Genomic DNA, 16,785 nt, shown 5'->3' on the forward strand with positions numbered 1-16,785 from the left:
CGCCGTACTCGCTGTAGTCGATCAGCGGGTGGTGGCGCATGAGCTCCTTGCGCGAGCTGAACCGCGGGTCGGCCAGGACCGACCGGGCCAGGTCGAATCCGGTGACCAGCCAGCCCTCGTGTCCGCCGGGGAAGGGGTAGGGGGTGATCGGGCTGTGCTCGCGGGTCTGGATCAGCTCCTTGGGCGGGTCGAAGGGGCAGCCGGGCTGACGCTCCGTCGGCATCTTGGTGAGGGGGATTTCCATGGTCATTCCTCTCATCGACCTAGGTTCGAGTCGAGACATCGTGATCAGGGCTGGATGGTAGCGATGACGCTGGGTCTGCCATCAGAAGCGGGTTTTCCTCGCCGGTGAGCCGGTCGTGCGACAACACGTTCGCTGCCGCAGTCTTCCCAGCGCCGTCGGATCCGAGCCGTGCCTCACCGGACATCCGGGGCGATGCCGTCGAGCACGGGGCCGTGATGGCTGAGCCGTTCATGGGACCCACCATCGCCGACCGCGCTGATATCGGACCGTTGCCGAGCTGACACGGCCTCTGACACGTCACCACATCAGACCTGATCGCCGCCGGGACCTCCACTGCGGCACGTGAGCGCACAAGACAGCAGAGCCATCGTCACCTCGGCGGCATCCCAAGCCTCTGCAGTATCTCCGGCCCCAATCGGCCCTCGACAGTATCCCCGGACTCAAGGGCCTCGACGCATCCACCGGCCCGGACGGTATCTCGCGCCTCATTGGCCTGGCGACATCCCAGGCCTCGACCGTCCTCGACTGCATCAAAGTCTCAAACCGGCTCGGTGGCATCTATCGGGCTCGACGGCATCTCCGGCCTCAGTGGCCTTGTCAGCATCTTCCGCCTCAAGGGCCTCGATCCGGCATCCGCCGCCTCAACGGCCTCGCGGGTGTACATCGGCCTCTGCGGCGTCTTGCACTTCAATGGCCTTGTCGGCATCTTCCGCCTCAATGACCTCCGTTCGGCATCTATCGCCTCAACAGCCTCGCGGGCATACATCGGCCTCTACGGCGTCTCCCGCCTCAACGACCTCGGCGCATCCCGGCCCCAGCTCGGCGGTATCCGGGCCTCAGCGGCCTCGGCGGCATCTCCGGCCGTGCCTCCAACCACGCCGACGCCAAAGCCAGCCAGCCCCTCAACCCACCGGCTCGGCATCGCCGAGGAGATCGCCCAAGCCGTCCTACGGCCACCGGGACGAACAGTCCAGCGGCCACCAGGACGCACACCCACCTCGGGTCACACGGCGAGGACACCCACGCTCACGCCCCGCGACGGACGGCTTCGATCAGGGCGCGGAGGAGGGCGGTGCGCCGGGGCATCTCGGCGACGATGACGTGCTCGTCGTCCGCGTGCGCCCCGCCGCCCACCGCGCCCAGCCCGTCGAGGGTCGGGCAGCCGACTCCCGCCGTGAAGTTGCCGTCCGAGGCACCGCCCACCGAGGCCGAGATCAGCGGCCCCACTCCCAGGTCCGACGCCAGCTCCTGCGCCAACGCGTACAGCGAGGCCGACATCCCGCTCTCGAGCGGCGGCCGGTTGGGGCCGCCCAGGATCTCCAGGCGCGTGCCGGGCAGGACCGGCCGGAGCGCGCGGAAGGCCGCGTCCACCCGATCCTGCTCCGACATCTCAGCCACTCGCACGTCCACCGAGACCGAGGCCGCGGCGGGGACGGTGTTGCGTGCCGTGCCGGCCGACAGGACCGTCGGCGTGACAGTGGTGGCCCCGGCGCCCATGGCGGCGATGGCCAGGACCTGGTGGGCCAGCTCGATCGCGGAGTTCAGCCCTTTCTCGGGCTCCAGCCCGGCGTGCGCGGCCCGGCCGCGAACGTTGACGGTGTAGAGGGCGGTGCCCTTGCGGGACGTCTTCAGCGCGCCGCCGTCGGCGCTCGCCTCCATGACGAACGCGGCGGCCAGCCCGCGGGCGGTCTCCTTGATCAGCTCGGCCGACGTACGGGAGCCGCACTCCTCATCACCGTTGATCAGCAGGGTGATGCCGTCGAGCGATTCGAGCCCGGCCAGCGCGTGGAACGTCTGTACCAGCCCTGCCTTCATGTCGAACACCCCGGGCCCCCGGGCCACGCCGTCCACCACGGACCAAGGGTGGGTGGCGAGGGTGCCGATCGGCCAGACGGTGTCGTGGTGACACAGCAGGAACACCTTGGGGGTGCCGAACGTCCAGCGCACGTGCGTGACGCCGTCGATCACGAGGAACTCGGGCTGCGTACCCAGGTAACGGGCTCCCATCGCCGCCACGACCTTCGCGCTGCGGGCAATGGCTTCCAGGTCGTGGGTGAAGGACTCGCACAACACCAGCTCTTCGAGATCCTCGATCACGCCGTTCCTCCGTAGGGCTCGTGCTTCATTCCGTTTCCTCTCCGCAGCCGTCAGCTCGCACCGGCCCGATCGCCGTCCGAGAAGGGGTGATGAAGGGGGTGATGCGCATGCCGCGCACTCAGGACCGCTAAAAGCGGTGCACACTGCCACCGACCGAACCGGCTCCCGCCCAGGAACCAGCGCACGCTGCCGCCAACGCCGTCAATCGCTCACTCAGGAGATGGCGAACGCCGCCACCCACTCCACCGACTACTCGCCCAAGCAGCACGCCCGCTGCCACCGACCCAACCAGTTCCCCACCCAGGAACCAGCACACCTTGCCGCCAACGCCATCAATCGCTCACCCAGGGGGCGGCACCGGCCGCCGCCACCCACTCCACCTGCTACTTACCCGGAAAACGGTGCACGCTGCCGCCAACCGGCCCAGCTATTTGCCGGAAAAGCTTGCGCGCCGGCCTTAACCGACCGAGCTACCTGGCCGGAGAGCGATGTTCGCCGGCGTTAACCGACCCGGCTACTTCCCGGAAGACAGTGCACGCCGGCGTTGACCGGCTCAGCTGTTACCCGGAAGGCGACGCACCCTGCCGCTGACCGAACCACGGCTGCCGCTGGCCGGACCACGAGCGCTCGCCGCCGATCACGCCAGTTGCTCGCTCAGGAAGCGGTGTACGTTGCCGCCGATGATCTTCGTGACGTCCTTCTCCGGGAGGCCGCGGGCGAGCAGGCCCTCGGTGACCATGGGCAGGCCGGAGGGACCCGCCAACCCCGGGACGGCCGACTTCGGGTTGACACCCCTCGTGTTGAGGCCCTCGCAGCACGGCGGCGTCAGGTCGTCCATGACCTCGCGGATGAAGTCGGGGCCGAGCCCGACGTGGTCGATCCCGGCGACGGACACGATGTGCTCGATGTGATCGAGCAGGCGGTCGAGGGTCATGTCCTCCTCGCGTTCGGCGAGGAAGGGGGCGAAGAAGTTGACGCAGATCACGCCGCCCGTGGCAGCCACCGCGCGGAGCTGATCGTCGGTGAGGTTGCGGTGGTGGTCGCGCAGCGCCCTGGCGGCGGAGTGGGTGGCGATGACCGGTCTGGTGGCCAGCTCCAGGACGTGCGCCACGCCGGAGGCGCCCAGGTGGGAGACGTCGAAGACGATGCCGAGCCGCTCCATCTCCTCCAGGGCCGCGATGCCGTGGGAGGTCAGGCCACTGCCTGTGGCGTCCTCACCGCTGCCGTCGGCCAACGCCGTGCGCCCGAAATGTGCGATGGACGCCACCCGCACGCCAAGGCGGTGAACGGTCGAGATCAGCTCGACGTCGGCGTCGATGCCCGGCATGCTCTCCAGCGCGATCACCAGCGCGATCTTGCCCTCTTCGAGGGCGCTGTCGATGTCGGCCGCGTTCAGACAGATCCGGACGTGGTCGGGATTTCCCTCGGCCAGCACGTGCGCACACTCGATCATGCGCAACGTCTGCCTCAGCGCGCCCTCCGGCCGATACTGGTCGTCGATGAAGACCGGCAGGACCTGCAGATCGACCCCGCCCTCGACGAGCTGGGGCAGCCATCTCTCCCGGAAGAACGAGGCCCACTGCTGAGGCGGCCGCGCGGAGACGGCCATGAGCAGATCGTTGTGTGTGTCGGCCACGACTGCGCGTCGGTGGAGGGAAAGCGTCATGCGATGGACGTTATCGCGAGGGCTGGACCTGCTCCAATGCACCCGGAGTCCGATTTTTTGGATCACTTGTACGACTGTGGGTTGAGTTTCAAGTGTGCCCAGTGGGGAACCGAACGCGCCGGTCAGGCGCCGACCGCACGCGGCGACGGGTAATGGCCGAGTCCGTGGTGGTGGCCGAAGGCACGCGGCCAGGCTGAGCGGTGACGACGCCTCGGGCCGAGCCGAGTCGCCTGGGCCGCGACGGGATGGCTGCGCCGTGCTGGACGGGCCGGCGGGGTGGGCGCGCCGTGCTGGACGGGCCGGCGGGGTTGGGGCGACGGGATGGGGGCGCCGTGCTGGAGGGACCCGAGAGGTGGGCGCGCCATGCTTAAGGGGCGACTGGGTGGGGGCGCCATGCTGCAGCTGTGGCGCCGGGAGTGGCCTCGCCGCTGGAAGTGGCGTCGCCATCCAGAGCAGCCGTCCAGAGCAGCCTCGCCGTCCAGAGCGGCCTAGCCATCGGGAGTTCGCCCCCAGGATCGGGTGAGCCGGTCAGGCCTCCTCGTGCGACTGGGGCCAGCCGGCCTCGAGCAGGTCGAAGATGGCGTTCATCGCGGCCAGGGGGTCGGCCTCCACGCCCGCGAGCTCAGGAATCTCCAGGACATAGCGGGCGAGCGCACGGACGGTCATGTCGGACGGTTCGCGGCCGCTCTCGGCGGCGATCGCCTCGGCCAGGGGCCCCTCACCGGCTATCCAGAGCTTGCGCGAATATTCCCGCAGGGCGGGCGTGCCGACGATCAGATCACGCTTGGCCCGCAGTTCGGGCGGGAGATCGTCGGTGAACGGTCCCCGGCCCGCCAGACACCGACGCAGGGCTTCCAGTACGGACTGACCGGCGGGCCGGTCGCGGACAGCGGCGGCCAGCCAGACGTGCCGTTCCGCGCCATCGTCGAAGATCAATGCTTCCTTGCCGTCCGGCACGTGCGCGAACAGCGTGGCGATGGAGACGTCCGCCTCGTCGGCGATCTGGGCGACGGTGACGCCGTCGTACCCGTGCTCGGCGAACAGCCGCAACGCGGCGTCCGACAACGCCCGGCGGGTCTGTGCCTTCTTGCGCTCCCGGCGCCCCATCTCCACGTCCCCATCGTAGCTAAACCCGTAACGCCTATGAATCCATAATGACTATAGTTTCAGAGTCAGTTCAGAAATCATCGAGACAAGGGAGCCGACCATGTCCCCCTGGGACGTACGACGCCTGCCGCCCGCCGAGGGCAAGCACTTCCTCGTCACCGGCGGCAACGCCGGCATCGGATACTTCGTCGCCGAACAACTCGCCGGCACCGGCGCCACCGTCATCCTCGGCAGCCGCGACACCGCCAAGGCCGAAGCCGCGCGGGCCTCGATCCGCGCCCGCGTCCCCGGCGCCGACGTACGGCACATAAGCCTGGACCTCGCCGACCTCTCCTCGCTCAAAGCCTCCGTGGACGCCCTGGGCCTGGAGAGGCTGGACGCGGCCGTCTGCAACGCCGGCGTGCTGCTCGACCAGCCACAACGGCGGGTCACCGGGGACGGAAACGAGCTGATGTTCGCCACCAACCACCTGGGGCACTTCGCGCTGATCCACTGGCTCGCGCCCCTGCTCACGGCCACGCCCGCGAGCCGCGTCGTCACCACCGGCAGCTTCACCGCCAAGTCCGAGACCCTGGACCTCGACGATCTCCAGAGCACGCGCGACTACCGGCCCAAACGCACCTACGCCCGATCCAAGCTCGCGCAGATGCTCTTCGGCTTCGAACTCGACCGCCGCCTGCGCGCCGCCGGCAGCACGACGCTGAGCGTGGTCACCCACCCCGGCGGCGCGCTCGACTCCCTCACACCGGCCCGCCCGCCGGTCCACATGCCCACCACCGGCGAACGGCTACGCGGCCTGCCCGCCGGCGTCCTCCTCCAGGGCAAGGAAGCCGCCGCCTGGCCCGCCGTCCGGGCCGTCCTCGACCCCTCCGTACGAGGCGGCCAGCTATGGGGACCCCGGGTCTTCGGGATCCGCGGCCTGCCCACCCTCGAACCCGTACGCGGCCACCTGGCCGACACCGAACTCGCGGCCCGCGTGTGGGCCGCCAGTTCCGCCCTGACCGGCCTCGACCCGAGCCCTCCGGCGGCATTGCGATAACGGACCACAGTCCGATAATGTCCTCCCGGCACCGACCGGCACCAGAAGAACGCCCCTCCAGCGAACCTCACCCGGCGAGGGCCGCACCGTTTCCCCCGCGCGAGAGTGAAGGTCAGCGCCCATGAGGAAGATCCTCAACGTTGCTCACGTCTACATGATCCTCGGACTGGTCAGCGGCCTGTACTACCGCGAGCTGACCAAGCTGACGGGCTTCACCGGCGACACGCAGCTGGGCGTCGTCCACACGCACCTGCTCGCGCTCGGGATGCTGTTCTTTCTCGTGGTCCTCGCTCTGGAGAAGCTGTTCGCGCTGACCTCCGTCCGGCTCTTCGGCTGGTTCTTCTGGATCTACAACGCCGGCCTGGCGGTGACCGTCGCCACGATGATCCTCCATGGCACCCTGACCGTCCTGGGCCGCCCCAGCGATGAAGCCATCGCGTTGATCTCCGGGCTGGGTCACGTCCTGCTGACCGTGGGGCTGATCCTGCTGTTCGTCACTTTGGGCAAGCGCATCCCCGCCAAGCCCGCTCCCGAGGGCGACCCCGTCCCGGCCGACACGGCACCGGGGAACGCCGAAGCCTGACGAGGGCTCATGGTCGCGCCCGGGCCTGGCCCTCGACCAGGGCGGCGAAGCCGTCGAGATGGCGCGCGAGGCTGTACTCGAACAGCCCGTCCAGGTCCGACACCGTCTCCTCCGGAATCGTGGCCAGCAGCGGAAATCGTCCGCTGTTGAGGAGTTCGTCGGCGCGGTTCCGTTGCGCGAGCCACCACCGGTCGAGGGTCACACCGGTCTCCTGCTCCGCCTCGACCTCGTCCGCCATCGACAGGGCGACGGTGATGACCAGTCCGTGCAGCGCGAGCGCCTCTCGGATGCATGTCGCCATGGGCAGGCCGAGCCCGTCGAGCGCGCGCAGGGTCCATTCGGTGTGGGCCATCATGTTGGGCACGAGCAGCGGGCGCGTGAACGAGACGGCCCTGGGCAGCCAGAGGTGCCGCCGTACCAGCTGCCATTGCGCGCGGGAGATCAGCTCGAGCTTGGCCCGCCAGCCGTCCGGCCCGGGCACGGGGAGCTCCGGTTCGCCGAAGACCTCGTCGACCATCTGCGTCACCAGCTCGTCCTTGTTCTCCACGTGCCGGTAGAGCGACATCGGACCGGCGCCGAGCTCGGCCGCGAGCCGCCGCATGGACACGGCGTCGAGCCCTTCGGCGTCGGCGATCTTGATGGCGGTGCGGAGCATCTGCTCGCGATTGAGCGCCTGCTTGGGGACACCGGCCTGCCGCGGTCTCGGCGGCACGGCCGGCTGCTTGAGGGTCGTACGTGAGCTGACCACCGCGCCGGAGCCGACCTTCGTCTCGACCAGCCCCTCGTCGCGCAGCGCCGCCATCACCTTGGTCGCGGTGGCGAGCGCGACACCCCATCGCTGGGCGATCTGCCGGATGGACGGCATCCGGTCGCCGGGCCGCAGGGCGCCGCTCAGGATCCGGGCACGGATCTCCGCGACGATCCGCTGATAGGGCGGATCCGTTCGCTGCATGGGACCTCCGATCCATCGATAAGTGCACTAGTTCACTCTATACAGTACTAGTTCACTTTTTTCCCCTAAAACAGCCAGAAAGGCGGCCGTCGAAATACTCTGTACGCATGACAGTTGATACGCCGTACGCATCCGTGCGGAAGGCGGATGGAGCAGACGAGCAGGCGGTGCTGGACGTCCTCACCGAGGCGTTCATGAACGACCCCCTCGCCTGCTGGCTCTTCCCCGAGACGAGCGAACGAGGTCGGCTCCAGCCGTACTTCTACCGCTCCCTGCTGGCCGATCCCACCGCCGAGGCGTACCTGATCGGCGGTCGCGAAGGCGCCTCGTTGTGGCTGGCGCCGGCCACCGGCCAGACGTCCCACGAGGGGGCGGACCAGGTCTTCGGCGAGAACGGAGCACGGCTGCAAGCCGTCGGCGAGGCACTGGCCCAACGGCACCCCGGCCACGAACCGCACCTCTACCTCGCGTGCATGGGCGTGGTCGGCGGGCGGCAGGGCGCCGGACTCGGTACGGCGATGCTGCGGCACCGGCTGGAGCGGGCGGACGCCGACGGGCTCGCCGCGTACCTGGAGGCGAGTTCACCCCGCAGCCGCGACCTCTACCTGCGGCACGGCTTCGAGGATCTCGGCGAACCGGTACGCGTGGCCGACAGCCCGCTCCTGTGGCCGATGTGGCGCCGGCCGCGCCCGTGACCAGCCCGCCCTTAACCAGCCGCACAAACCCGACGAACAAGGAAGAGAACGACGATGACCAACCATGAAGAAGGACGCGCGCCGACCCTGGTGTTCGTCCACGGGACCAACTCCTCCTCGGCCCTCGGCACGGGGCTGATCCGCGAACTCACCCTGCGCGGGCACCGAGCCCTGATGGTCGACCTCCCGGGACACGGCGACGAGGCGTTCTACCCCCGCGCGTACCAGGCCCCGCAGGACCTCCAGGCGCTGGCGACCGAGCCGTCGCCGCTCGCCAAGATCACCATCGACGACTACGTCGAACGCGTCGTGGACGTGGTCCGCCGCGCCCGCCGCCTCGGGCCCGTGATCCTGGCCGGCGCCAGCCAGGGCGGCGTCACCGTGAGCAGGGTCGGCAACGCCATCCCCGAGCTGCTCGACCGGGTCGTCTATGTCGCCGCGTACTGCTGCGTGGACCTGCCGAACCTGGCCGCCTACCTCTCCACCCCCGAGAACAGCGACAGCCTGCTCCCCCAAGTGACCCAGGCGCTGGTCGCCGACCCCGCGGTCCTCGGGGTGACCCGGCTCAACTGGCGCTCGGCCGACCCGGCGGTGATCCGCGGCGTCAAGGAGGCCCTGGCCGGCGACTTCACCGACGAGGGGGTGAGCCGGCTGCTCAACCTGCTCGAACCGGACGAGACCGCCGGCATTCCCATGGCCGACGCCCGGGGCGAGGCGCACACGTGGGGCCGCATTCCCCGCACCTACGTACGTTTCACCCTCGACCGGCTGATCCCGCCGGCGCTGCAGGACCGGTTCATCCAGGAGGCCGACCGCCTCACGCCGGACAACCCGACCGACGTGCGAAGCGTCGCGGCGCCCCACGTCGGCCCCTTCGACCGGCCCGAAGTGGTGGAGATCTTCAGCGAGCTCCTCAGCCGTTAGTCCCGCGCGAAGTCTCAGGGGGTACGGACGTCGCGCGTGGTGCCGTCCGCGATGGCCTGGAGTTTGTCCGGGTTGGCGATGTTGTGGATGGTGAAGATGCGACCGTCGGCGTCGAAGTCGAACGTGACGGTGGCGATCACCCGGCCCGGGCCGCTGAACACCACGCCCGGGCCGCCGTTGATCTCGACCAGTGCGGCGTTCATGTCGGCGGGCTCGACGCCCTGGTAGGTGACCTCACCGATGGCGGCGAACCAGGCGGCCACCGTCTCCGCGCCCACCACCGGCCGCAGCGCCTGGCGAACCTTGCCGCCGCCGTCGGTCCACAGGGTGACGTCCGGGGACAGCAGTTCCATGAGGGTGTTGATGTCGCCGCCGGTCGCGGCGGCGAGGAAGCGTTCGGTGACGTCGCGTTGCCGCGACCGGTCCGCGGTGAACCGGGGCCGCCGGGCCCGTACGTGCTCGCGAGCACGGTGCGCGGCCTGGCGCACCGCGGACTCGGAGCGCTCCACCGCCTCCGCGATCTCGGCGTGGCTGAAGCCGAAGACCTCCTTCAGGACGAAGACGGCGCGTTCGAGCGGGCTCAGGGTCTCCAGCACCACCAGCATCGCCGTCGACACCGACTCGGCGTTCGTCACGTCGTCGGCGGTGTCGCCGCTGGTCAGGATCGGCTCCGGAAGCCACGGCCCCACGTAGGTCTCGCGCTGGTGCTGCGTGGAGCGCAGCCGTTGCAGCGCCAGATTCGACACGATCCGCGCCAGATAGGCCTTGGGTTCGGCCACCTGCGAACGGTCGGCGGCCGACCATTTGATCCAGGCCTCCTGGACCGCGTCCTCGGCGTCCGCCACGGTGCCGAGGATGCGGTAGGCCACGGAGAACAGCAGGTTGCGATGCTGGTTGAAGACCTGCTGGTCGCGATCGGAGTACGGCTGCGTCACCGCGCACCCCTGGTGAAGCGGCCGCCGCGGGGCCAGAACGCGCCCGAGGCGGGCAGCTTCTTCATGCGGCCATAGGTCGGCCAGGGCGAGGCGGTCACCGTCTCCTTATACCGTGCCGCCATCCGGCCGGTGAGATAGACCCGTCGGGGGCTGTCGTCGGGGTGGGTGAACTGGACGACCGCGTCGTGCCGCCCCAGGCTCACCGGCGTGTGGTAGTAGCCGAAGCGGAACGGCTTGGGCCGCCTGCCGTCCAGCGTGCGGACGATCGACACCGCGGCGTGCACACCGGTCGGCATGCCGCCCTGGCAGGTGCCGTGCATGACGCCGTAGCCCTGCCGGATCGCGGCCGCGTCGCCCACGGCGTACACGTCCGGGTGCGACACCGACCGCAGCGCGGCATCGGTGACGACCCTGCCACGCTCGTCAACGGTCAGACCGGCCGCGCCGGCCAGTGGCGACACCCGCGTACCGCTCGTCCACAGCACGGCGTCGGCGGCGACGAGCTCCCCACCCGCCAGCTCCACCGCGTCCGGCAGCACCTTCACCACCTCGACCCCGCTGAGCACCCGGACGCCCAGGCGCGCGAGCGCGGCCTGCAGATACGCCCTCGGCTTGGGGCTCATGGCCGCGCCGGGCTCCTGCCGGCCCAGCAGCACGACGTCCAGCTCCGGGTACTGCTCGGCGATCTCCGCGGCCGACTCGACGCCGGTCAGCCCGCTGCCGCCGACCACGACCGTGCCACGGCCCAGCCGGGCCAGCCGATCGGCCAGCAGCTCGGCGTCCTGCGCGCTGTTGAGCGTGTACGCGTGATCCTCCACGCCCGGCACCGCCGCCGTGTCGGCCACGCTGCCCAGCCCGTACACCAGCGTGTCGTAGTGCAGCACCCGATCGTCGTCGATCCGTACGAGCTTCGCGTCCGCGTCCAGCACCGTCACCCAGCCCCGCACGAACCGCGCGCCCGTGCCCTCCAGCAGCTCCGGGATGCTCAGCTCGGCGACCCGCTGCCCGGTCGCCGACATGTGCAGCCGCAGCCGCTCGGTGAACCGCTCCTGCGCGTTCACCAGGGTCACCTGCACGTCCTCGCGCCGCTTGCCCCGAGCCGCGAGCTGGATCGCCGCGGCCATGCCCGCGTACCCCGCCCCCAGAATCAGAACCCGATGCGTGCCCGCTTCACGGTTTTCGGTCATCTCTGCGCCCTTCTCCTCGCGCTGACGACCACATGATGCAAGCTGCTCGCCGCTACGTGACACGGACCAGGTGTGACGTGCGCCACACCCCGCCTCACGAACGGACTACGGAGACTTTCGCCTGGTCAGCGACCACGAGAGGGCGCGAACGACGGCGCTATCGCGGGCTCAGAACACAGAACTCATGGCCATCGGGATCGGCCATGACCACCCAGTCGACCTCGCCCTGACCGATGTCGACGCGCTTCGCCCCGAGGGCGATGAGCCGTTCGACCTCCGCTTGCTGATCACCGTCGGCGGGTGGCGCGAGGTCGAAATGCAGCCGGTACTTCCCGGTCTTCGGATCCAGCGGCGGACCGCCCCAGGTGATCTTCGGGCCGCCCTGCGGCGAGCGGATCGCGGTCTCCTGGTCCTGGTCCCAGACCAGCGGCCAGCCCAGCGCCTCGCTCCAGAAGTAGCCGACCTCCTGCGAGCCGTCGCACGCGAGCGCTCCGACGAATCCGCATTCGGCGAGGAAGTTGTTGCCCGGCTCGATCACGCAGAACTCGTTGCCTTCGGGGTCCGCGAGCACGACGTGCTCATCCTCCGGACCTTGACCGACGTCGATGTGCCGGCCGCCGAGCCCGAGCGCCCTCGCCACCGTCTCCTGCTGGCCCTCGAGGGACTTGCTCGTCAGGTCGAAGTGCATCTGGTTCTGGCTGATCTTCTGCGCCTGGGACGGCAGGAACCGGATCCGGAACCCGGTGTCATCGCTCGGCAGGAGCGCGACGCCGTCCCGGGGGTCGTCAGCCAGCTCCCAGTCCAGAACCCCGGCCCAGAAGCGCGCGAGACGGAGCGGGTCGTGTGCGTCGAAGCAGAGCGCGTGGAGGCGACAAGCCATTCCGCTCCGCACCTCCGATCTGCTGATTAAAGCCGCAGAAAGGGCACGTCCACCGCGCCCATGGAGAAAATAACGCCGGGCGCATGGGCCCCGCCACGCATTTTCTCCGCGCCCGTCGCCCCACCAGGGAGCGGCAGCGGGCCGGGAAGTGCCCTGCGAGGAGCCGCGGTTCCGAGCACGCGGCAGGGGCTGCTTTGATCACAGCCATGGAACATGAAGCGGCAGCCTACGAGCCGATGACTCAGGCGCATCAGGCGGTGGAGCACGGTGACCTGGAGGAGTTGACTCGGTTACTCGATGCCGGCACCGATTCAAATGAGGTGTGGTCCGAGCCCCTGTCCCGAGCTTCCGCCAGCGGAAGCACGTCCGTGGCCAATGTGAATCTGCGGCTTCTTCCTCCGAAAGCAGTCCTCGCGATCGGGAGGAGTGGGCTTTGCCCAGGTCGATGAACTGGTTAGTGTGCCGCACTGTGCACTGGTGAGACCGGACCGGACGAAGGGATTCTCCATGGGCGATCGGGACACGGCTTCGTTCAACGACGACGAGGTCCACAAAGAGGTCACGCAGTTCTCGGACGAGGCCCGGAAGCGGTTACGAGAGGCGGCCGAGGCGTTCGCGGCGCAGGTGCTTCAGCACGCCGAGACCTTGTGCGGAATGGAGGGGCGCCAACGGGAAATTGCGGAGATCTTTGCGATGGACAGCCCGCTCTCGGAGGTAGCTCGCCGCTTCTGCGACGCCCAGTTCGATCTCACCGGGATCTCCCCTTCCTTCGATTACCGCATCGAGGACGACGAAGAAGAAGAGAAGTCTGCGGAGCGGATCGCCGTACTCATACGCCACGACTTTCTGATCAACGACCGGGAGGCGCTGATGGCTGCCAGCCGGGCTGCCTACCTGCAAGTGCGGCCGGACGACGTCGAGGATGACGCCGAAGTTGACGTGCAGACCGTGAGCCTGGCCGTCTACCAGCTCATGCACGCCTCGGGTGAGGACACGATCCTCGATGATGTCCCGGGTCTTAGGCCCACCAGGAGCGTTCAGCTCACACTTGACGTGAACGAACCTCTCGACTTCGACGACCCCTTCTCCATCTACTACGGCGACGACAAGTAACTCGTGCTCGTTGCCGTGTATCGCTCAAGCCGGCGATAGGACTCGAACCAGACTTGCAGCATGTCGATCGATTCACGCGGGTTCAGGTGTGAGGTCAGGCCGATCACGTTGATACCGGGACGAGATATCCGCCTACGATGATCACCCGTCTGGCCCCGTTCCGAGGAGACGACCGCATGAGGCTTTGGGCGCTTGCCCTGACGATCACGTCCGTAGCCGTGATCGTCCCGCCGTCGGCCGTGGCCGAGGCTCGCCTCAACCCCGTCGCCGCGCTGCGCCACCAGCTCGCGAGCGGCAACGGCGTGACGTTCTCGCACGTAACGGTCTCGACGTCCTGGGATGGAGAGTCGCGGACTTTTCGGCGGTCGGGGGTCCACGAACTGGCTCACGGTGAGGTCATCGCAAGCCAGATCCTCGATCCTGGGGATGGCAAAGACCCCGAGCGCTTCCTTGTCTTCCCGGATCGGTACTACGAGCAGTCCTCGTTCTGGCGCGAGCGTCTGCCGGAAGGCAGGAGCTGGGGGGCATCAAGGACAAGCAGTCCCTTGCCCTGACCTGTGGCGACATGCGGCTGAGCGACCCCGCAACGCTCAAGGCCCTGCTCGCCGGCACCAGGACCAAGCGCCCGGCCGGCGTGTATGACGGCACCCGCACCACCCTGCATGAGGGGATCATCACGCTAGGCGAGAAGGCAAGGCAAGGTGTGCGGGTGCCGTCTCGCCGTGGGTATCCGTCCAAACGACAAGGCGGACCTCTACGGCCGGATCGGCCTGCGATCGCGTTCGCTTGGTTAGATCGCGTGGTTAGGTCGAAGCTCGGTTCAGCGCAGCCCGCACAGCTTGCCGTAGCGCAAAGCCGCGTAGCCGGGCAAGCCACCGAGAACGCGAAGCGACGTATCCTTCGCCTGTGGGACTGCGGTTCAAGACGCGCGAGTCGGACTCGGCGTGGGTCGACATCGTGTGGACATGCACGAGCGAGCAGGTCACTGCAATGACGTCCATCGCAGGGGTGCGTTGGGGCCTGGTGTTCTGGGAACACGCTGGCCGGGCGTACGGGGGCATCACCGGTCCCGAGACCCGGACCGGCACGGCGCCGGTGCCGGAGGGCGCGACCTTCACGGGCATCGAGTTCGCCGTGGGCACCTCGTTGCGGGCCGTGCCCACGCCGGCGCTGGTCGACGGGGGCATCGGGCTCCCCGACACCACGCGCCGGACGTTCCGGCTGGACGGCGCGCGTTGGGAGACGCCCGGCCCCGACGACGCCGAGGCTCTGGTCGAGAGGTTCGTCCGGGCCGGGATCGTGGTCCGTGACCTGCTCGTCACCGACGTGGTGCGGGGTCACCGCCCGGTCGTCTCGGGGCGCACGGTCGAACGTCGGTTCCGCGCCGCGACTGGACTGACGCGGGGCGCGGTGCGGCAGATCGAGCGGGCCCGCACGGCGGCGCAACTGCTGGCTGCCGGCGACCCGGCCGCCGACGTCGTTGCCAAGCTTGACTACTTCGACGAGCCGCACCTGGCCCGGGCATTGCGCTCCTACGTCGGACGCACCGTTAAGCAGCTGCGCGAGGGCGCCGGCGGCGCGATCGCCCTCGACCTGGATCAGCGCTTGACGTCGTAGACCAGCTTCAGGATCCCGTTCGAGTAGCTTTCCGATTCCCGCAGGGTCAGCATGTGCTTGTCCCGGTCGGCCCGGCCGAACAGGCTCTTCCCGGCACCGAGCAGCACGGGAAAGACAAGCAGGTTGTACTGGTCGATCAGCCCCGCGTCCGACAGCCGCCGGGCCAGCTCCGCGCTCCCGTGGATGAAGATCGCACCGCCCTCACCCTCCTTGAGCGCCGCGACGTCCTCGGTCGAGCGCAGGATCGTGGTTGGCCCCCATCCGTCGACGATGGCGTCGTCGGACAGCGTGGTCGACACCACATACTTGGGCAGTTCCTTGTAGTCGGCGTGGTCCCCCGAGCCGGGCCAGACCGCCGCGAACGCCTCGTAACTGCGACGGCCGAACATCAGCGCCGTCGTGTCGGTGAGCTCCTCACCCTTCAGCGACCAGGCTTCGGGGACGAACTCGAGGTCCTTGACCACCCACCCGCCGCTGCGGTGTTCTTCCCCCGGCCCGCCGCCAGGCGAGTCCACGACGCCATCGAGCGACATGAAACCGGTGTAGACCAAGTTACGCACTGTGCCGTCTCCTCATGCTCGGGCGAGCTGCCGGGTCCACGCTAGATCACGGCCGCGGTAGCTGTCTTGGACGGAAACGACAGCGGGTCCGAAACGCGTATCTGAACACCGCCGCGACCAGCTCGTCCTTGGCCAGTGTGAGATGTTGATCAGGTCCAGGTGAAGGTGCGGCGGGCCAGCCGGCGGTGCGCCGTGAGCCAGGCCAGGGTTCTCTCCACGACCCACCGGCGCGGGTGAACGGCGAAGCCACGTTGGTCGGCGGGTTTGCGCACGATCTCGACGGTGGTCTTGAGCGTGGTGTTCGCCCAGTCGACGAACCGGCCGGCGAAGCCTTGATCAGCGAAGACGTGACGGATCGGGCTGCTCAGGCAGGCACCGAGAAGGGCGGCCTCACCGCCGTCGCGGTCCTGCCACGAAGAGGATCGCGTTGACGAGCTCGCGCCGGGGATGTTCTCCGGTCGGCCATCCCTGCTCGGCTCGGGAGGCAAGTCCTTGACCAGGTCCCACTGGGCGTCAGTCAAGTCAGACGGGTAGCCGCGGCGAGATGACACCCGGACACCCTGCCGAGCCTGATACCAGCCGTCATGCCGCCACGCCGTCTACATGAGAACTTCTCAAACACTCACTGAGGCACTTCTACGCCTCCGGACTGATCAAGGCCAACCTTTAGTGATCCAAACCCGTCTCGGAGGCGGAGCGATCGACGCGCTTCTACTTCCGAAGATCACGGAACGGGAAATCTTGAAGGGTGCTCCGCCCCTGGTCGCAGGGGCGGAGTGTGACGAGTCGGCCTGTAGGCCGGGTTTTGTCCTTCGTGAGAAGGGGCGACCATCCATCTAGGGCCGCCGTTGCCGGCGGCCTCGAGCGGTCTACCCGCGCGGCTCGGGCGGGCAGCCCTCGAACGTCGCGCGCGGAACGCTCCGGAGAGCGTCCCTTCTTGACCTTGCTCCGGGTGGGGTTTACCTAGCCGCCCACGTCACCGTGGGCGCTGGTGGTCTCTTACACCACCCTTTCACCCTTACCTCCCGTCAACCGGGAGGCGGTCTGCTTTCTGTGGCACTGTCCCGCGGGTCACCCCGGGTCGGTGTTACCGACCACCCTGCCCTGTGGAGCCCGGACCTTCCTCGGCGGGCCGGATGGCCCGACGCGGTCGCCCGGCCGACTCGTCTGCAGCACTTTACCAAGC

General features: G+C 68.8%; 15 protein-coding genes, 1 other RNA gene and 2 pseudogenes. 7 read left to right on the plus strand and 11 right to left on the minus strand.

Annotated features, from left to right (window positions below; genetic code table 11):
* The 4 genes and pseudogenes from AB0L65_RS32125 to AB0L65_RS32140 form a co-directional block, all read right to left on the minus strand.
* Positions 1 to 244, minus strand: a pseudogene (locus AB0L65_RS32125) (cytochrome P450); the annotation flags it as partial.
* A 1,026-nt stretch (positions 245 to 1,270) separates the two neighbouring features.
* Positions 1,271 to 2,341 carry a M20 family metallopeptidase gene (locus AB0L65_RS32130; RefSeq protein ID WP_364252810.1) on the minus strand — a complete coding sequence of 357 codons (1,071 nt, stop codon included), beginning with the start codon at positions 2,339 to 2,341 and terminating at the stop codon, positions 1,271 to 1,273.
* 637 nt (positions 2,342 to 2,978) lie between these two features.
* Complete coding sequence (locus AB0L65_RS32135; protein ID WP_364252813.1) at positions 2,979 to 4,007, minus strand: dipeptidase; 1,029 nt, start codon at positions 4,005 to 4,007, stop codon at positions 2,979 to 2,981.
* A gap of 528 nt (positions 4,008 to 4,535) precedes the next feature.
* Complete coding sequence (locus tag AB0L65_RS32140) at positions 4,536 to 5,114, minus strand: TetR family transcriptional regulator (protein WP_364253551.1); 579 nt, start codon at positions 5,112 to 5,114, stop codon at positions 4,536 to 4,538.
* Between the two features lie 100 nt (positions 5,115 to 5,214).
* On the opposite strand from AB0L65_RS32140, the gene AB0L65_RS32145 reads away from it, so the two are divergent.
* Together AB0L65_RS32145 and AB0L65_RS32150 are read left to right on the plus strand one after the other, a co-directional pair.
* Positions 5,215 to 6,153, plus strand: coding sequence for an SDR family NAD(P)-dependent oxidoreductase (locus tag AB0L65_RS32145; protein WP_364252816.1), 939 nt, complete (start codon positions 5,215 to 5,217; stop codon positions 6,151 to 6,153).
* A 121-nt stretch (positions 6,154 to 6,274) separates the two neighbouring features.
* A complete protein-coding gene (locus tag AB0L65_RS32150; protein WP_364252819.1) occupies positions 6,275 to 6,736 on the plus strand; it encodes a DUF2871 domain-containing protein in 462 nt (153 codons plus the stop codon).
* A gap of 7 nt (positions 6,737 to 6,743) precedes the next feature.
* Here the strand turns inward: AB0L65_RS32150 and AB0L65_RS32155 are convergent, their stop codons facing one another.
* Positions 6,744 to 7,688, minus strand: coding sequence for a GntR family transcriptional regulator (locus AB0L65_RS32155; protein WP_364252822.1), 945 nt, complete (start codon positions 7,686 to 7,688; stop codon positions 6,744 to 6,746).
* 107 nt (positions 7,689 to 7,795) lie between these two features.
* On the opposite strand from AB0L65_RS32155, the gene AB0L65_RS32160 reads away from it, so the two are divergent.
* Positions 7,796 to 8,383: a GNAT family N-acetyltransferase gene (locus tag AB0L65_RS32160; protein ID WP_364252825.1), complete on the plus strand. Its 588-nt coding sequence runs from the start codon at positions 7,796 to 7,798 to the stop codon at positions 8,381 to 8,383.
* 54 nt (positions 8,384 to 8,437) lie between these two features.
* Positions 8,438 to 9,307, plus strand: coding sequence for an alpha/beta hydrolase (locus AB0L65_RS32165; protein WP_364252828.1), 870 nt, complete (start codon positions 8,438 to 8,440; stop codon positions 9,305 to 9,307).
* A gap of 14 nt (positions 9,308 to 9,321) precedes the next feature.
* Here AB0L65_RS32165 and AB0L65_RS32170 read toward each other — a convergent pair whose 3' ends face one another.
* The 3 genes from AB0L65_RS32170 to AB0L65_RS32180 all read right to left on the minus strand — a co-directional run bounded on the left by AB0L65_RS32170 (position 9,322) and on the right by AB0L65_RS32180 (position 12,309).
* Complete coding sequence (locus AB0L65_RS32170) at positions 9,322 to 10,242, minus strand: RNA polymerase sigma-70 factor (RefSeq protein ID WP_364252831.1); 921 nt, start codon at positions 10,240 to 10,242, stop codon at positions 9,322 to 9,324.
* Positions 10,239 to 11,429, minus strand: coding sequence for an FAD-dependent oxidoreductase (locus tag AB0L65_RS32175; protein WP_364252834.1), 1,191 nt, complete (start codon positions 11,427 to 11,429; stop codon positions 10,239 to 10,241). The genes AB0L65_RS32170 and AB0L65_RS32175 overlap by 4 nt, the downstream gene beginning before the upstream one ends.
* A gap of 157 nt (positions 11,430 to 11,586) precedes the next feature.
* Positions 11,587 to 12,309 (minus strand): VOC family protein, encoded by a 723-nt coding sequence (locus AB0L65_RS32180; protein ID WP_364252837.1) that lies wholly within the window; start codon positions 12,307 to 12,309, stop codon positions 11,587 to 11,589.
* Positions 12,310 to 12,816: 507 nt separating this feature from the next.
* Between AB0L65_RS32180 and AB0L65_RS32185 the strand changes: the two genes are divergently transcribed.
* The 3 genes from AB0L65_RS32185 to AB0L65_RS32195 all read left to right on the plus strand — a co-directional run bounded on the left by AB0L65_RS32185 (position 12,817) and on the right by AB0L65_RS32195 (position 15,039).
* Positions 12,817 to 13,422 carry a hypothetical protein gene (locus AB0L65_RS32185; protein ID WP_364252840.1) on the plus strand — a complete coding sequence of 202 codons (606 nt, stop codon included), beginning with the start codon at positions 12,817 to 12,819 and terminating at the stop codon, positions 13,420 to 13,422.
* 137 nt (positions 13,423 to 13,559) lie between these two features.
* The gene (locus tag AB0L65_RS32190; RefSeq protein WP_364252843.1) at positions 13,560 to 13,976 is read left to right on the plus strand and encodes a hypothetical protein; all 417 of its coding nucleotides are present in this window, start codon (positions 13,560 to 13,562) and stop codon (positions 13,974 to 13,976) included.
* A gap of 436 nt (positions 13,977 to 14,412) precedes the next feature.
* Entirely contained in the window at positions 14,413 to 15,039 is a 627-nt protein-coding gene (locus tag AB0L65_RS32195) for a helix-turn-helix domain-containing protein (protein ID WP_364252846.1), read from the plus strand.
* Here AB0L65_RS32195 and AB0L65_RS32200 read toward each other — a convergent pair.
* From AB0L65_RS32200 to rnpB, 3 genes and pseudogenes are all read right to left on the minus strand, one after another.
* On the minus strand, positions 15,021 to 15,599 hold the full coding sequence (locus AB0L65_RS32200) for a dihydrofolate reductase family protein (RefSeq protein ID WP_355201520.1): 579 nt from the start codon (positions 15,597 to 15,599) through the stop codon (positions 15,021 to 15,023). The genes AB0L65_RS32195 and AB0L65_RS32200 overlap by 19 nt on opposite strands.
* 176 nt (positions 15,600 to 15,775) lie before the next feature.
* Positions 15,776 to 16,150, minus strand: a pseudogene (locus AB0L65_RS32205) (transposase); the annotation flags it as partial.
* Positions 16,151 to 16,377: 227 nt separating this feature from the next.
* Positions 16,378 to 16,765, minus strand: an RNA gene (rnpB, locus tag AB0L65_RS32210) — RNase P RNA component class A.
* Between the last annotated feature and the right edge of the window lie 20 nt (positions 16,766 to 16,785).

It is taken from the genome of Nonomuraea sp. NPDC052116 (assembly GCF_040680035.1).
In the GTDB taxonomy this organism is placed as follows: Bacteria; Actinomycetota; Actinomycetes; order Streptosporangiales; family Streptosporangiaceae; genus Nonomuraea; species Nonomuraea angiospora_A.

Coding starts and splice junctions, on each gene's coding strand:
- AB0L65_RS32190 (WP_364252843.1), top strand. CDS start 13,560: ATGATCACCCGTCTGGCCCCGTTCCGAGGAGACGACCGCATGAGGCTT.
- AB0L65_RS32160 (WP_364252825.1), top strand. CDS start 7,796: ATGACAGTTGATACGCCGTACGCATCCGTGCGGAAGGCGGATGGAGCA.
- AB0L65_RS32175 (WP_364252834.1), bottom strand. CDS start 11,429: ATGACCGAAAACCGTGAAGCGGGCACGCATCGGGTTCTGATTCTGGGG.
- AB0L65_RS32195 (WP_364252846.1), top strand. CDS start 14,413: ATGACGTCCATCGCAGGGGTGCGTTGGGGCCTGGTGTTCTGGGAACAC.
- AB0L65_RS32140 (WP_364253551.1), bottom strand. CDS start 5,114: ATGGGGCGCCGGGAGCGCAAGAAGGCACAGACCCGCCGGGCGTTGTCG.
- AB0L65_RS32155 (WP_364252822.1), bottom strand. CDS start 7,688: ATGCAGCGAACGGATCCGCCCTATCAGCGGATCGTCGCGGAGATCCGT.
- AB0L65_RS32145 (WP_364252816.1), top strand. CDS start 5,215: ATGTCCCCCTGGGACGTACGACGCCTGCCGCCCGCCGAGGGCAAGCAC.
- AB0L65_RS32150 (WP_364252819.1), top strand. CDS start 6,275: ATGAGGAAGATCCTCAACGTTGCTCACGTCTACATGATCCTCGGACTG.
- AB0L65_RS32135 (WP_364252813.1), bottom strand. CDS start 4,007: ATGACGCTTTCCCTCCACCGACGCGCAGTCGTGGCCGACACACACAAC.
- AB0L65_RS32165 (WP_364252828.1), top strand. CDS start 8,438: ATGACCAACCATGAAGAAGGACGCGCGCCGACCCTGGTGTTCGTCCAC.
- AB0L65_RS32180 (WP_364252837.1), bottom strand. CDS start 12,309: ATGGCTTGTCGCCTCCACGCGCTCTGCTTCGACGCACACGACCCGCTC.
- AB0L65_RS32185 (WP_364252840.1), top strand. CDS start 12,817: ATGGGCGATCGGGACACGGCTTCGTTCAACGACGACGAGGTCCACAAA.